19 protein-coding genes are annotated in these 14,377 nt (G+C 32.4%); 7 read left to right on the top strand and 12 right to left on the bottom strand.

Annotation, left to right across the window (positions count from 1 at the left end; genetic code table 11):
• The first annotated feature begins 3 nt into the window (after window positions 1–3).
• Entirely contained in the window at window positions 4–582 is a 579-nt protein-coding gene (locus EU98_RS01705) for a nicotinate-nucleotide adenylyltransferase (RefSeq protein ID WP_032516277.1), read from the top strand.
• Window positions 579–2,276 (top strand): NAD+ synthase, encoded by a 1,698-nt coding sequence (locus EU98_RS01710; protein WP_032516276.1) that lies wholly within the window; start codon window positions 579–581, stop codon window positions 2,274–2,276. Before EU98_RS01705 ends, EU98_RS01710 begins: the two co-directional genes overlap by 4 nt.
• 3 nt (window positions 2,277–2,279) lie before the next feature.
• Here EU98_RS01710 and EU98_RS01715 read toward each other — a convergent pair whose 3' ends face one another.
• The 11 genes from EU98_RS01715 to EU98_RS01765 all read right to left on the bottom strand — a co-directional run bounded on the left by EU98_RS01715 (window position 2,280) and on the right by EU98_RS01765 (window position 9,620).
• A complete protein-coding gene (locus EU98_RS01715) occupies window positions 2,280–3,329 on the bottom strand; it encodes a DUF3326 domain-containing protein (RefSeq protein ID WP_032516275.1) in 1,050 nt (349 codons plus the stop codon).
• A gap of 27 nt (window positions 3,330–3,356) precedes the next feature.
• Window positions 3,357–3,548 (bottom strand): hypothetical protein, encoded by a 192-nt coding sequence (locus EU98_RS01720; protein WP_032516274.1) that lies wholly within the window; start codon window positions 3,546–3,548, stop codon window positions 3,357–3,359.
• Entirely contained in the window at window positions 3,545–3,871 is a 327-nt protein-coding gene (locus EU98_RS01725; RefSeq protein ID WP_032516273.1) for a 2Fe-2S iron-sulfur cluster-binding protein, read from the bottom strand. Before EU98_RS01725 ends, EU98_RS01720 begins: the two co-directional genes overlap by 4 nt.
• Before the next feature lie 16 nt (window positions 3,872–3,887).
• Window positions 3,888–4,838, bottom strand: a complete 951-nt coding sequence (locus EU98_RS01730) for a F0F1 ATP synthase subunit gamma (protein ID WP_025946391.1) — start codon at window positions 4,836–4,838, stop codon at window positions 3,888–3,890.
• A gap of 18 nt (window positions 4,839–4,856) precedes the next feature.
• Window positions 4,857–6,374 carry a F0F1 ATP synthase subunit alpha gene (atpA, locus tag EU98_RS01735; protein ID WP_025926989.1) on the bottom strand — a complete coding sequence of 506 codons (1,518 nt, stop codon included), beginning with the start codon at window positions 6,372–6,374 and terminating at the stop codon, window positions 4,857–4,859.
• Window positions 6,375–6,404: 30 nt separating this feature from the next.
• Complete coding sequence (gene atpH, locus EU98_RS01740; RefSeq protein ID WP_025923523.1) at window positions 6,405–6,947, bottom strand: ATP synthase F1 subunit delta; 543 nt, start codon at window positions 6,945–6,947, stop codon at window positions 6,405–6,407.
• The gene (locus tag EU98_RS01745; protein WP_032516272.1) at window positions 6,947–7,459 is read right to left on the bottom strand and encodes a F0F1 ATP synthase subunit B; all 513 of its coding nucleotides are present in this window, start codon (window positions 7,457–7,459) and stop codon (window positions 6,947–6,949) included. The genes atpH and EU98_RS01745 overlap by 1 nt, the downstream gene beginning before the upstream one ends.
• Complete coding sequence (locus tag EU98_RS01750; protein WP_032516271.1) at window positions 7,456–7,917, bottom strand: F0F1 ATP synthase subunit B'; 462 nt, start codon at window positions 7,915–7,917, stop codon at window positions 7,456–7,458. The genes EU98_RS01745 and EU98_RS01750 overlap by 4 nt, the downstream gene beginning before the upstream one ends.
• A 68-nt stretch (window positions 7,918–7,985) precedes the next feature.
• The gene (atpE, locus tag EU98_RS01755; protein WP_002805169.1) at window positions 7,986–8,231 is read right to left on the bottom strand and encodes an ATP synthase F0 subunit C; all 246 of its coding nucleotides are present in this window, start codon (window positions 8,229–8,231) and stop codon (window positions 7,986–7,988) included.
• A 164-nt stretch (window positions 8,232–8,395) separates the two neighbouring features.
• Complete coding sequence (gene atpB, locus EU98_RS01760; protein WP_011863567.1) at window positions 8,396–9,121, bottom strand: F0F1 ATP synthase subunit A; 726 nt, start codon at window positions 9,119–9,121, stop codon at window positions 8,396–8,398.
• Window positions 9,122–9,143: 22 nt separating this feature from the next.
• Window positions 9,144–9,620 carry an ATP synthase gene (locus tag EU98_RS01765; protein ID WP_032516270.1) on the bottom strand — a complete coding sequence of 159 codons (477 nt, stop codon included), beginning with the start codon at window positions 9,618–9,620 and terminating at the stop codon, window positions 9,144–9,146.
• 288 nt (window positions 9,621–9,908) lie between these two features.
• Between EU98_RS01765 and EU98_RS01770 the strand changes: the two genes are divergently transcribed.
• The 3 genes from EU98_RS01770 to EU98_RS01780 all read left to right on the top strand — a co-directional run bounded on the left by EU98_RS01770 (window position 9,909) and on the right by EU98_RS01780 (window position 13,170).
• The gene (locus EU98_RS01770) at window positions 9,909–11,144 is read left to right on the top strand and encodes an FtsW/RodA/SpoVE family cell cycle protein (protein WP_032516269.1); all 1,236 of its coding nucleotides are present in this window, start codon (window positions 9,909–9,911) and stop codon (window positions 11,142–11,144) included.
• An 82-nt stretch (window positions 11,145–11,226) separates the two neighbouring features.
• Window positions 11,227–11,883 carry a cytochrome c biogenesis CcdA family protein gene (locus EU98_RS01775; protein ID WP_032516268.1) on the top strand — a complete coding sequence of 219 codons (657 nt, stop codon included), beginning with the start codon at window positions 11,227–11,229 and terminating at the stop codon, window positions 11,881–11,883.
• A complete protein-coding gene (locus EU98_RS01780; RefSeq protein WP_032516267.1) occupies window positions 11,884–13,170 on the top strand; it encodes a cytochrome c biogenesis protein ResB in 1,287 nt (428 codons plus the stop codon).
• Here the strand turns inward: EU98_RS01780 and queF are convergent.
• Window positions 13,167–13,577 (bottom strand): preQ(1) synthase, encoded by a 411-nt coding sequence (gene queF, locus EU98_RS01785; RefSeq protein WP_032516265.1) that lies wholly within the window; start codon window positions 13,575–13,577, stop codon window positions 13,167–13,169. The two genes, EU98_RS01780 and queF, sit on opposite strands and share 4 nt — an antisense overlap.
• Window positions 13,578–13,767: 190 nt before the next feature.
• Between queF and EU98_RS0109130 the strand changes: the two genes are divergently transcribed.
• A complete protein-coding gene (locus tag EU98_RS0109130; protein ID WP_032516264.1) occupies window positions 13,768–14,013 on the top strand; it encodes a hypothetical protein in 246 nt (81 codons plus the stop codon).
• Window positions 14,014–14,037: 24 nt separating this feature from the next.
• Window positions 14,038–14,376 (top strand): P-II family nitrogen regulator, encoded by a 339-nt coding sequence (locus EU98_RS01790; RefSeq protein ID WP_011377098.1) that lies wholly within the window; start codon window positions 14,038–14,040, stop codon window positions 14,374–14,376.
• Window position 14,377: the final 1 nt, after the last annotated feature.

Below are 14,377 nucleotides of genomic sequence, written 5' to 3'. Positions count from 1 at the left end.
TAAATGGGAAAAAGAATTGCATTATTTGGTACTAGTGCAGATCCACCTACCATTGGACATAAAAAAATACTTGAAGAATTATCCAAAATATATGCTTTTACAATTGGTTATGTTAGTAACAACCCCAACAAAAATCACACAGAGAACATAACAATTCGTAGCCATTTATTAAAAACTCTTATTGAAGATTTAGATAATCCTAAAGTTTTATTTAATCAAAGTGTTAGTAGCCAATGGGCAGTAGAGTCAATAAAAAAATGTAAAAAAATTTATGAATTAAATAATTTAGATTTTGTTATTGGGAGCGATTTAATTAAAGATATTTTCTACTGGAAAAATTTTGATAAAATTAATGAAGAGGTAAGTTTTTTAGTAATTTTAAGAGAGGGATATCCTATTGAATCAAATACTCTTAAAATGTTGGAAACTTATAAAGTGAAATTTAAGATTTCAACCATAAAAATCCCAAACATTTCAAGTTCTAAGCTCAGGTCAAATTTTAATTATTCTAATTTACCAACTTCATTAATAGAAATTGTTAAAAGGAATAATTTATATGAATCCACTAAATTAGTTGAATGAAGTTTTTACTTGCTCAAATTAATCCAGTTGTCGGTGATTTAGAGGGTAACGCAAAAAAAATACTTTGTATTGCTTCGAAAGCTAGATCAATTTCTGCAGATTTAGTTCTTACTCCAGAATTATCACTATGGGGATATCCAGCAAACGACCTACTTCTAAAAAAAAATTTGATCAAAAATCAATATCAAATTCTTGACCAATTAGCGATAGATATTAGTAAAAAATATGGAAGCTTGAGTATCACAGTAGGGATAGCTGAGGTAATAAATGATTCTTTTTTCCCAAATCTTTATAACTCTATTGCATTGCTTGAACACGGTGAGTGGAAAATAATTGCTCGTAAAATTATTCTTCCCACCTATGAAGTATTTGATGAGAAAAGATACTTTAGATCAGAAGAAAAAGTTTCCGTATTGGTTAAACAAATTAAAAGTAAAACTTGGCGACTTGGCTTTACTATATGTGAGGATTTATGGGTCAACAAAGATATAGAAGGTAGAGGAATTCATAGAAAAAATCCCATTATTGATTTAAAGAAAAAAAAAGTTGATATTTTAGTAAATTTATCAGCCTCCCCATATACCCTGAAAAAGTTAGAGCTAAGATCCAAGGTTTCCAGTTTTGCTGCACAATATCTTCAAGTACCACTGATTTATGTCAACCAGATTGGAGCAAATGATAATTTAATTTTTGATGGAAATAGTTTTATTCTTGATAAGAATGGAAATAAAATTAAGCAATTAAAACCTTTTACGGAAGATTTCTCCAGCTGGAAAATTGAGCAAACAAAACCTGAAAAAAATGAATTTGAAAACTCCGAAATGTCATCAATTTTTGATGCATTAGTCCTTGGTGTTAAAGATTATGCAAAAAAATGTGGATTCAAAACAGCTTTAGTTGGATTAAGTGGTGGCATTGATTCAGCACTTGTTTCAGCTATTGCTACTGCGGCCCTTGGAAGTGATAATGTTTATTGCGTTTCAATGCCCTCTAAGTGGAGCTCATCTCATTCAAAGAGTGATGCAAAAGATTTAGCTAGAAGATTAAAGATTAGTTTCAAGAGCATTCCAATTGAAAACTTGATGACCTCTTTTGAAGAATCATTTATAAAAACCATAGATTTCGAAATGGCTGAAATAACAAATCAAAATATTCAGTCAAGGATAAGAGGCACACTTCTTATGGCTTTAGCAAATCAAGAAAAGCATTTGTTACTTTCAACAGGCAACAAATCAGAGCTGGCCGTAGGATATTGCACACTTTATGGTGATATGAATGGGGGATTATCGGTAATTGGGGATTTATATAAAACAAATGTTTTTAAATTATGCAACTGGCTTGATAGTAAAGATTCAATAAATCGTAGACAGTCATATATGTTTGATACTAGTGTAAATATAATTGGAAAAAATATACTTACAAAAGCTCCAAGTGCAGAATTAGGTCCTGATCAATTAGATACTGATTCTCTACCACCTTATTCTATTTTAGATAATATTCTTAAAGGAATTATCGAAGAGAAAAAAGATTTACAACAACTAGAAGAAGATGGTTATGAAAAAGATTTAATTTTAAAAATTATCTCACTCATAAAAAAAGCTGAATTTAAAAGAAAGCAGGCTCCTCCTATCCTAAAACTAAGTAGTCAATCATTAGGAAGTGACTGGAGAGTTCCTATAGCGATATCTTATTAATCACTACAAGAACTGTTGGATTTTTTTTAAAGGCCGTTTAATTGACTTAATGTTGATACCTTTTTTGATTGCAAGAATTATGCCTGCAGCTTCTAAATAATTATCCACTTCAAAAAGATTAGGATAATCATAAAACTCATTTGTTACTTTTAATGTATTTTGATTTTTTACAGAGATAATATTTAAACCTTTTTCAATTCCTGCTAGTACTGCTTCTCCACCTAGTGCTCCATTAGGAACAACAATAGATTCTATCTGATAAGGGTGTAGTGAGATTGATTCATTTTCAGCAGGCAATTCAACAATGTCAGGTGCATTGCTTAACCCAATCAGTACTGATGGTAAAAATGTGTATCCTATTTCTTCTGCAGCTGCACGAGGATCTAAATTTTCATTCAATTCAATTGGATGTAAAGCAGGTGCATGAGCACAAGGAACTTTTAAAAATTTGCTTATTAAATGACTTATAACTGCTTCGACTCCAGAAATAGGGTCAACCCCTTTCCCCTCTCGATAGATATTTGTGTCTGAAGAATCTGAATCATCTGGAAATTTTGCCACAATTGCTATTGCAGTAACTCCTTTTTCTATTAAACATTTTCCAGCATCAATTAGAGCATCTGGATTTTCAATTGTGCCACCACTTATTTTTGACAAATCAGAATCAATAACTATGTTTAATGGCTGTTTTGTAACAACATAAGAATGAACATTAATCCCTAAAGTGGAAACACATGCATCAGCAACTTGTAAATGTCTTACTAATATTTGACTTTCAATGGCTGAATCAAAAATTATCCCAATTTTCTGTTGCTTTACCCTTTTTAAAGCGATTTCTCCTTTAGCAAGTCGGTCTAAATTATAACCTTCAACATAAAAAATATTTTTATCTTTTTCAGAAAGACTACCACCATTCATAACATTTGGATGAGTTATTAAACATCCACTTGCCGATGCTAATAATTTAGCGGTAGGGAGTGCATCCCCAGCAAAACCTCCTACTTCACAACCAATACCGGTAGGAACAATGAATATTGTTGGTGAAATTTCCATTAATAAAAATATTTCAATTTATATTCTTTAATTAACTAAGACAGCTTTAATTTTAAGTTGTTTTGTTCCAAAAGAGTCAATAGAATTATTAATATCAACAATTGACCAGCGAATTACATCACCTTTTTTTTCTAAATATGCGATGATAAATTTCCTTAAATTTTTTAATTTTATTGAAACTGGCCAATCTAAATAAAAATCAACTGAACTTAATTTCATTTTTGATATTTTCCAAATTGATCGTTATATAAATCATCTTCGACTTCTTTACCAATGAGAATATTCAAATCTGACTTAGGATATGCCACACACAAAAGTGAAAAGCCCTTTTCCCTCAAATCATCATTTAATCCCATAGCATCTTCTTGATCTACAGATCCTTCCAATATCATGGATGCACAATCTGTACAAACTCCTGAACAACAACTACTTGGTAAATCTATTCCATTCATTTTTGCTGCTGAAATAATATCTTGATCTTCAGAACATGAAAAACTAAAAGTCTCTTGCTCAAATTGAACTTTTATATTGTACTCAGGCATATCCTAAATCTTATTGCTAAACTGCTGAACCTCCAACAACTTCTAATATTTCTTGAGTAATAGCTGCTTGTCTGGCTTTGTTATAGGTTAGATTCAAAGTACTCGCTAATTCTTTAGCATTATCACTAGCATTATTCATAGCAGTCATCCTACAAGCGAGTTCTGAGGCTGCCGACTCTTGAAGAGCTCTTAGTACCTGATTCTGTAAATATAATGGTAATAACGAATCTAATAATTGATCAGGACTTTGTTCAAAAACAATGTCTGATGGCAACTTCTCTGAATCACTTTTTTCAATATTTGATTTTTCAACAAGTAACTTACTATCTTTTGTAGTTAACCTAAAAATTTCATCGTTTTCCTCAGCAATTCCTTGAGGGTCAAGTGGCAATAGTGTTTGAACGACAGGGGCACAGCTAACTAAAGTGATGAATTTCGTGTAGATAATTTCCACCCTATCAGAATTTTCCGAAAGAAATTCGGCTAAAATCTCATTTGTAACTCCTTCAGAATCCTTGACGGTGGGTACCTGTTCTAGCTCTTTGAAAGTACTTTTAATTACATATCTATCCTTTCTATTTTGAAAATATCCAATAGCTTTCTTCCCTACCAAAATTAAATTTGGCTGATACCCTTGTTTGACTAATTCTGCGTATCTTATTTCTACCTTTTTTATAATATTTGTATTGTAACCACCGCATAAACCTCTATCGGCAGTTATGCAAACCAAGGAGATACTCTTTACTTCTCTCTTGGATAATAGAGGAGAGTCGACAGCCTCAAATTGTACTCTAGATTGAATATTTTCTAAGACTCGTGCAAGTTTATCTGCAAAGGGTCTACTCTTAAGAACTTGATCTTGAGCTCTCCTCACTTTTGCAGCTGCAACAAGTCTCATGGCCTCCGTTATTTTTCTTGTATTTTTAACGGAAACGATTCGATCTCTAATCTCTTTAAGATTTGCCATGGTATCTCCTAAATAAATTTAAACTGTGGCAAGCATTGATGATTTAACTTCATTTATCACATCTTTTAGCGTCGCTTCTAATCCATCATTTAATTTCTTTTCTTTAAGAATCTCTTCTATAAATTCCGCTTTATTTAACTTTAGGTATTCCCTAAGTTCAGTTGCAAATTTAGTAACATCTTCAACAGGAACCTCATCAATAAGTCCTTTAACTCCTGCATAAACAACTGCAACTTGTTCTGCAAGGTTCAAAGGAGAGAATTGAGGTTGCTTCAATAACTCTCTTAGTCTTTTGCCTCGTTCAAGTTGTTGCTGCGTTGCCTCATCAAGATCAGATGCAAATTGAGAAAAAGCAGCTAGTTCATCAAACTGTGCGAGTTCTAATTTTAAAGTTCCTGCAATTTTTTTAATTGCTTTTGTCTGAGCGGCTCCTCCAACACGGCTAACAGAAATACCAACATTAATAGCTGGTCTTAATCCCGAGTTAAATAAATCTGCACTCAAGAATATTTGTCCATCTGTAATTGAAATAACATTAGTTGGGATGTAAGCAGAAACATCCCCAGCCTGAGTTTCAATAATTGGAAGAGCTGTCATAGAGCCCCCTCCCATAGCATCAGAAAGTTTTGCTGCTCTTTCTAACAATCTACTGTGTAAGTAGAAAACGTCTCCTGGATAAGCCTCTCTTCCTGGTGGTCTTTTTAAAAGAAGAGACATTTGTCTATAAGCCTGAGCTTGTTTAGTTAGATCATCATAAATAACAAGTGTAGCTTTACCCTGATACATAAAATGTTCAGCAATTGCTGCCCCTGTATAGGGTGCTAAGTACTGTAAAGCAGCCGGTTCTGAAGCTCCTGCACTAACTACGACTGTATAATCTAGGGCTCCTCTCTCTCTTAATACCTCTACGATGTTTGCTACTGACGCTGACTTCTGACCAATAGCTACGTAAACACAAACTACGTCTTGACCTTTTTGATTGATTATTGTGTCAATAGCAATCGCGGATTTTCCAGTTTGTCTATCACCAATAATTAATTCTCTTTGACCTCTACCAACAGGAATCATTGCATCAATAGATGTGATACCTGTTTGCATTGGTTCATGTACTGATCTTCGCTTGATTATTCCAGGAGCCATTTCCTCAATCAATCTAGTATCACTTGTTGGAATTTCTCCTTTCCCATCTATTGGTTGTCCTAGAGGGTTAACAACTCTCCCCTGCATTGCTTCACCAACTGGAACAGATGCAATTTTACCCGTGGACTTTACGTTACTTCCTTCTTGAACACCAAGTGCCTCTCCCATTAAAACGGCCCCAACATTATCATCTTCAAGATTTAAAGCTATACCTTCGGTACCATCCTCAAATTCCAATAACTCACCTGCCATGACCTGATCTAAGCCATATATTCTTGCAATGCCATCACCGATTTGCAGAACAGTTCCTACATTGCTAACACTTACAGATTGGTCATAATCAGTTATTTGTTGTTTTAAGATTGAACTGATTTCATCAGGGCGTATAGATACCATGGATTTAAGAATTTAAGGTTGATTTAAAAGTTACTTGGAAAGGGATAAGCCAAGTTTTCTTATTTGTGAAGCAAGAGAAGCATCAATTACTTTTGATCCTACACTGGCGACGAAACCACCAATGAGAGATGGATCGATTTTAGTTACAAGTTCTAATTTTTCAGTTCCAGCAATATTGATGATCTTTTTGGTAATTAAACCTTTCTGTTCATCAGTAAGCTCGACTGCAGAAGTAACAGTTGCCAAAGCAATATTACTATTTTCTCGGTAAATCTCTAAAAATCTATCAAGAATTGAAGTAAGGATTCCAATTCTTTGCCTATCGGCCAATAATTTTAAGAAATTCAATAAAGAAGAATTAACCTTTTTTGAAAAAATTTCATTAATGATTTTCTTCTTAGCATCTGTCTCTAAAATGGGAGAGGATAGTGCCTTCTCCAATTCAGGGGAATCATTTATTAATTCCAAGAGTTGTTTAACTTCAGAAACCATCTCTTCAGTTTGCGAATTTTCATTCACAACTTGAAGTAATGCCTCTGCGTATGGTGTAGTAACTGAATTTAAAAGTGGCATTAGTTAACCTCAATATTGTTAATTGATTGAGTTACCAAATTTTCTTGAGTTGTTTTATCAAGTCGATTTGGGAGAGAAGCTAAAGCTTTCTTAATTGCCAGTTCTACAGCTTCTTTTCGAAGTTGAGAAATTGCTCTGGATGCTTCAGAGCTCTCATCAGAGATTGCACTTTGTTTAATTCGTGCCATCTCCTCTATCGCTTTTTTCTCACTTTCCATTCTGATTGATTCAGATCTTTTAAGAGAATCCGCTTTTATTTGAGAAGCTTTTTCTTCTGCTGTAGATAAATCTTTCTTCGCCTTTTCTAAAGCTTGAGTTGCATTTAGGAGTCGATCTTCAGCATCTTTTAATTCAAGAAGGATTCCTTCTCTCCTTTTTTGAAGCATTTTACCTAGGAAACCAGGCAAAAATTTATAAAGACCGAAAACTACTACAGCCCAATTAAGGATATTTGTTTCGAATAAATTGAAGTTCAATCCAAAACCTTCTGTAGCTAAAAGAGTTAAATTCATTTTTCTAGAATCAATCTATTAACAATAAGTTCGCTTAGATCATCAGCCTGTTTAGAAAGTTGATCACGAGCAGCAGACGTCTGACTTTCAATTTCTAGTCTTGCTTTTTCTTTTGAAGCGTTTGCTTCATTGTTGGCAAGTTCTAGTGCTTCTTTATAAAGCTTGTCAGACTCATTCTCAGCTTCGCTCACAATTCTTTGAGCTTCTGCACGAGCACTTTGAAGCTGAGTTAATAAATCAGCTTCTAATTTTTTAACCTCAGAAAGTTTATTTTTGGCCTCAATAATATTATTACTTACAAACTTTTCTCTTTTTTCTACAACATTGCCAACAGGCTTAAAAAAGAGAGAATTTAAAATGTAAGTAAGAGCAACTACTTGTATCGCCATAAGTGGCAAAGTGGCATTTATGTCAAATAATCCACCTTCTGTAGCACCAAAAAAATTAAAGGCCAACATATGATTCAGTTGAAGTTAAAAAATTAAATTTAAATATTGCTAATAAGGATTAGAAGCAATATTAACTTTTAGGAAAAAGGATTCGCAAAAAGTAGTACCAAAGCCACAACTAATCCGTAAATTGTTAATGACTCCATGAAAGCGAAAGATAAAAGAAGAGTTCCTCTGATTTTACCTTCAGCTTCTGGTTGACGGGCAATACCCTCAACAGCACCTTGAGCTGCGTTACCTTGTCCAAGACCTGGGCCAATAGCACCTAGACCAACTGCTAAACCAGCAGCTACAACTGATGCAGCGGAAGTAATCGAATCCATAATTTTGAAATAAAGAGCTTAATACTTGTGATAATCTTTGTTGTCATACACGCTTGGACATCCTTTCTTTTAAGAATGGGTCTGATAAATTCAGACCTACGCGATTAGATATTTTGCCAGATTACAGACTCTTTGTAAAAGCGTCTGAATGTATTGGAAGACAGCTAATGATGTTCTTCAACAGCTTCTCCAATGTAATAGGCCGCCAAAGTTGCAAAAATCAATGCCTGAATTGCACTAGTAAACAATCCTAGGAACATAACAGGTATTGGGAGAATTAGCGGAACTAAAAAGACTAGAACACCAACAACAAGTTCATCAGCCAAAATATTTCCAAATAGCCTGAAAGAGAGTGATAAAGGTTTCGTAAAATCCTCTAAAATTTTGAAAGGAAGCATAATCGGAGTTGGGTGAACATAATATTCGAAATATCTCCAACCCTTATTGCTTAAACCTGCATAGAAATAGGAAAGTGAAACCAATAAAGCCAAGGCTATAGTTGTATTGATATCAGCAGTAGGTGCTCCTAATTCTCCACTTGGCAACTTAATCAATCTCCAAGGAATTAAAGCTCCTCCCCAATTACTAACAAAGACGAACAAAAATAAAGTACCTATAAATGGCATCCAATCTCTATAAACTTTTTCACCTATTTGCGTCCTAGCAAGATCTCTTATGTAATCCCAGAGGAACTCAAGCAAGTTTTGAAGGCCTTTAGGATCATTTTCCATCTTTTTAGTTCCTAAAGAAATAAAAACTAATAACGCTCCCAATAAAATCCAAGATGTTAAAAATACCTGCCCATGTAGTCTGATATTTCCAATTTGCCAATAAAGATGTTGACCAACTTCTAATGCTGCAAAATTTGTTAGCAAGGAATTAAAAAACATTTGTTTTGAATAAAAAAGTTACTTAAGAACGTGTAAAATAAAGAATGAGTGAAGGCTTATAAATGAAAAAACCTATCATTGCAGGAAAAACATCCAAAGATCCTAGCTTGCTCGCAAAAATAAAGAGGCAAACTGGAACTAATAGTTGCAATTTTGATACACCTGATGATTCTTTACCAAGTTTTCCTATACTTTTGGCAAGCAAACGTAGGTAAAAAATTCCGGCTATTGCACCAGTAAAAATACTAAAACCAAAAGTAAATCCTAGAAAAATTCCAGTTATTGTCGCTAATAAAATAGAAAAAATAAAAGTAATTCCAAAAATTGTTAATTGCAATTTTGTGTATTCATCATTATGAGAAAGCAAATTATCAATTTGATTGGCAATGCCAGATTTACTTTCTTTAATGATCGAATTATTCAGGGATGGAGGAAATTGAACATTCTCATTGGAGGGATGCTCAAGATTTTTTCTATTTGAGTCCACGGATGTGAACATAGTTTAGAACCCTCTTTGAATGGTTTGAAGTAAGTATATAAACTCACGGAATCTATCATGGAGAGGTACCTTTTAGCTAGTTTTTTTTTATAAAAAATTAATTCTTAAGATTTATGATGAATATGTAGTCCTTTTTTTACTTTATTCTTGAAAAAATAAATACTTTATTCTTCAAAAATAAAATTTATGAAAAGTCATCTTTTTTTTGCTTTAACACTTTAAAACGTTAATAAAAGACTTGGCAAAATCTCAATTAAACGTCTCAATAGTACATATACATCTAAAAAATTGGAGATAAGTCAAGAAAAAATAAAATACAAGAGAATTTCTAAAAGAAAAAAAACCTTTAGTTCTAATTACAAAAAAAATCTAAGCAATTTAACAGAGTCTATATTTCCATTGCCTTGGACGATATGGCCTTATGAGGCAAAAATCCTCGTTGTTCTCATTGGAATTTGGTCAATATTAGGAATATGCATTCTTGGATCATCAAGTTGGTGGGTGGCTAGTAGGGAAATGGGAAATTGGGCTTACTTCTTAAAAAAACAAATTATTTGGACAATTCCAGGAATTGTTCTATTTTATTCTGTCGTGAATACAAACATTAGAAATCTTTTAAAGTTTTCAAGAATTATTTTTTTTGTTTTATTTTTTCTATTATTACTAACCAATATTACTGGAATTACTGTTAACGGATCTTCAAGATGGCTAGTACTAGGAAATTTACGTCTACAACCATCTGAATTAATTAAGCCTTTTCTAATTCTAGAAGCTTCTAACCTTTTCGCTCATTGGAATTTGATTAAGAATGATAAAAAATTAATTTCAATATTCTCTTTTGGATTATTAATTTTATTAATACTAAAGCAGCCTAATTTGAGTACTGCATCATTAACGGGAATCCTTTTTTGGGTAATGGGTTTATGTGGAGGCGTAAAACTAAGTTCTCTCTCATCATTTGCCTCATTAGGATTTATTACTGGATGTATTAGTATCCTCAATAACGAATATCAAAAACTTAGAGTTACTTCATTTATTAATCCTTGGAAAGATCAACAGGAAAGTGGATTTCAATTGGTTCAAAGTTTATTAGCTATAGGTTCAGGTGGTCTATTCGGTCAAGGTTTTGGCTTGTCTATACAAAAATTACAGTATCTACCTTTTATGTACACAGATTTTATTTTTGCCATTTTTGCTGAAGAATTTGGTTTGTTAGGGTGTACTTTATTCCTAGGTTTTCTAGCTGTTTTTTCTTATATAACTTTAAGAATTACTCTAAAGTGCAGGAACAACTATACAAAATTAGTTTCTATTGGATGTGGTGTATTGTTGATAGGTCAATCAATAATGCATATTGCTGTAGCAACAGGCTCTATGCCTACTACTGGCTTACCACTACCTTTCATTAGTTATGGTGGGAATTCATTAATCGCATCATTTTTTATTGCAGGGATGTTACTGAGATGTTCATTAGAATCTACAGGCTTCATAGGTAGGATTAGTACACGAAAGACTTTTAATTAGTTAGAATTTATAAGATTAAAGTCAAGCTATCGAATCATTTAATTTAGTTATTTCAGAATTATCTCAAAAGGGTAATCTGCTTATGCAGAATGGCCTTGATAACCCTGGACCATTTACTATATTTTTGGTTTTCAGCGCAGGACTTTTAACAAGTCTTGGCCCATGCTCATTATCATTACTTCCAATCACTATTGCCTATATAGGAGGAACAGAGAAAAATAAAAATAAACTTATTAGTTTTTCAGGAGGAGTCGTTTTTTCACTCGTTACCCTTGGCGCTGCAAGTGGATTCCTTGGTAGGATATATGGGCAAATCCCATCTTTTTACACTTCGATCGTTGCTTTAATAGCAATAACAATGGGTTTAAATTTACTAGGTATTCTAAAGTTTCAGTTCCCGAATGGACCTGATATAAAAATAATTGAAGATAAAATACCAACATTTATAGCACCTTTTGCCATAGGGACTACTTTTGGACTAGCTTCTTCACCTTGCATTACTCCAGTTTTAGCAACTCTTCTAGCTTGGGTATCGCAAGCTAAAAATCCAACAATATCTGTTATTTTTTTATTTTTCTTTGGGATAGGCCAAGTAACCCCATTAATCGTTGCAGGAGCTACTACAGAAAACTTAAAACAATTTTTAGCGCTTAGAAAATTTAGTCAAATAATTCCTACTTTAAGTGGGATATTTTTAGTTTCCCTAGGGTTATTAAATTTATTATCAAATTGGATTTGAATGATTATTTTTAAGAATCTAATATTAAAAATATCAAGTTTAAGATTCGCCATATCACTGATAATTTTCATAGCTATTACAAGCGGCATAGGGACCTTTATACCTCAAGGTAGTAGTAATAAATTTTATATTGATAATTTCGATAGTGCTCCCATTTTTGGATTTTTAGATGGAGAAAAAGTCTTAAAACTTCAATTGGATCACATATATACAAGCTTTTGGTTTTTATTTGCTTTAATTCTTCTTTGTATTTCTCTAGCAGCTTGTAGTTTCAGGAGGCAAATCCCTTCATTAAAAGCTTCATTAAAATGGATTGAATACAACAGCGAAAAAAAATTTAGCAAACTACAACTAACTACAAGTCATCCAATCAATGAAGATGGAGAACATATATCAAAAGTAGATTTATTACTTAAAAAAAAAGGATGGAAAACATACAAATTTAAAAGTCATATTTCTGCAAGAAGAGGTTTAATTGGAAAAATCGGTCCTTTAGTTGTACATATCGGATTAATAGTCTTACTTATAGGTTCAGCATATGGAAGTTTTACAAGTCACACAAAAGAACAATATCTACTGCCTGGAGAAAGTTTGGATCTTGTTAATGAGGGCACAAACTCAAAAGCAAATGTAAAATTAGTCGATTTTTCTATAGAACGAGAAAGTGATGGTGTACCCAAACAGTTTATTTCAAAATTAAATTTTTCTTCTGAAGATTTAAATCTAAATGAAATAAAAACCACCAAAGTTAATCACCCAATCAGGTTTAAAGGATTAACTATTTATCAAGCAGATTGGGCAATATCAAATGTTATTTTAGAAATAGATAATATCATTTATCAATTACAATTAAAGGAAATTCCCGAAATCGGTAATCAAGTTTGGGGGATTTTAATTGAATTAGGATCAGAGACTAAAAAAAATTTCCTTTTAACAATAGATAATGAAAATGGTCCACTTAAAATTTCGAATATAGAAAATTTTTCCGGGATTAATCTTTATATCAATGATAATCCCTTAGAAATTAATTCTTCAAGAGTTTCTCTGAAAAAAATAATTCCTAGTAGTGGTTTAATAATAAAAAATGATCCGTCCATACCATTTATTTACTTTTCTTTTATTTTAATAATTTTTGGAACAATAATAAGTCTTATACCTACTAACCAATTATGGATTCTTGTAAATAAAGAATCGCAAAAGTTATCTATTGGAGGCCTTAGCAATAAAAATCTAGTTGGTTTTAAAAAAGAATTTTGCAAATTATCAGAAGAAATAAAAAAAATTTAATTTCTTTTCTGACCACTAAAAATATCTAACTGCATAGAAACATTCCCTCTGGGGTTAAATGCAGCGTTTAAATGTATCCAGTGAGGTGAACCTTCATTCACTAAATCATCCATAATTCTATTCACAACCTCCTCATGAGATATTTTTATATCTCTAAAATTATTAATATAAAGCTTTAAAGACTTCAACTCATATACTCTCAAATTAGGTTGATAAATAATATTTAGCTTTGCAAAATCTGGATAACCAGAAAAAGGGCACTTACATGTAAATTCAGGTAACTGAATAGAAATTTCATAAATTCTTTTCTTGTTAGGATTATCGAAACAAATTATTCTTGATTCTTCAATAATTCTTTCACCATATAGCGGTCTTTGAGTCGAATCTTCTAATTCAGCTGTATTCATTTTTAAAAGAACTTTTTTACTAAACCTATATAAAAACTATTATATAAGGCAAAAAATTCGCAAAATTATAAACAAATCTAAGTATTACAATTGACTAAGTCAAAAGCTGTTAAATCTTATTTTTGTAACAGTTGTAACATTCATAATGTCGGCTAAAAGGGTTATATGTGTTTAGTTCAATGAAAAATTAATGGACATTTGTTTGATAACTATCGATAACAACTTAAATAGATCCCTTCAACCAAAAAGTGCATTTGGAATGTTATGGCTTCAAACACACTTTGAGAATGATCAGTGGGAAGCTTTGTCAAATAGTACAGTAATAATTTCTAAAGAAAATTCCCAACTTTTAATTGAAGACGCCACGAATGCAGGCCTTAATATTGAATGTTTTTCTGATATTTCAATGTTGGATGTTTTCCCAAAAAACAATTAAGATAGTAATGTTCATTCTTTTATCATGAAGAAAATTGAAGCAATCATACGTCCCTTTAAGCTGGAAGATGTAAAAATTGCATTAGTAAACTCCGGTATTGTTGGAATGACGGTTAGTGAAGTAAGAGGTTTTGGAAGGCAAAAAGGACAAGTTGAAAGATATAGAGGTTCCGAATTTACCGTGGAATTCCTTCAAAAACTTAAAGTAGAAGTTGTCGTAGAAGATGAAAAGGTTAATTCAGTCATAGATGCAATTGCTGAAGCAGCAAAAACTGGAGAGATAGGTGACGGAAAAATATTCATCACATCAATTGATTCTGTTGTAAGAATTAGAACTGGCGACAAAGACGAAGAAGCTCTTTAAT

Source organism: Prochlorococcus marinus str. MIT 9314, assembly GCF_000760035.1.
Taxonomy (GTDB): Bacteria; Cyanobacteriota; Cyanobacteriia; order PCC-6307; family Cyanobiaceae; genus Prochlorococcus_A; species Prochlorococcus_A marinus_B.
Note: the sequence above shows the minus strand (reverse complement) of the source record. Positions and strands in the feature narration are given on the sequence as shown.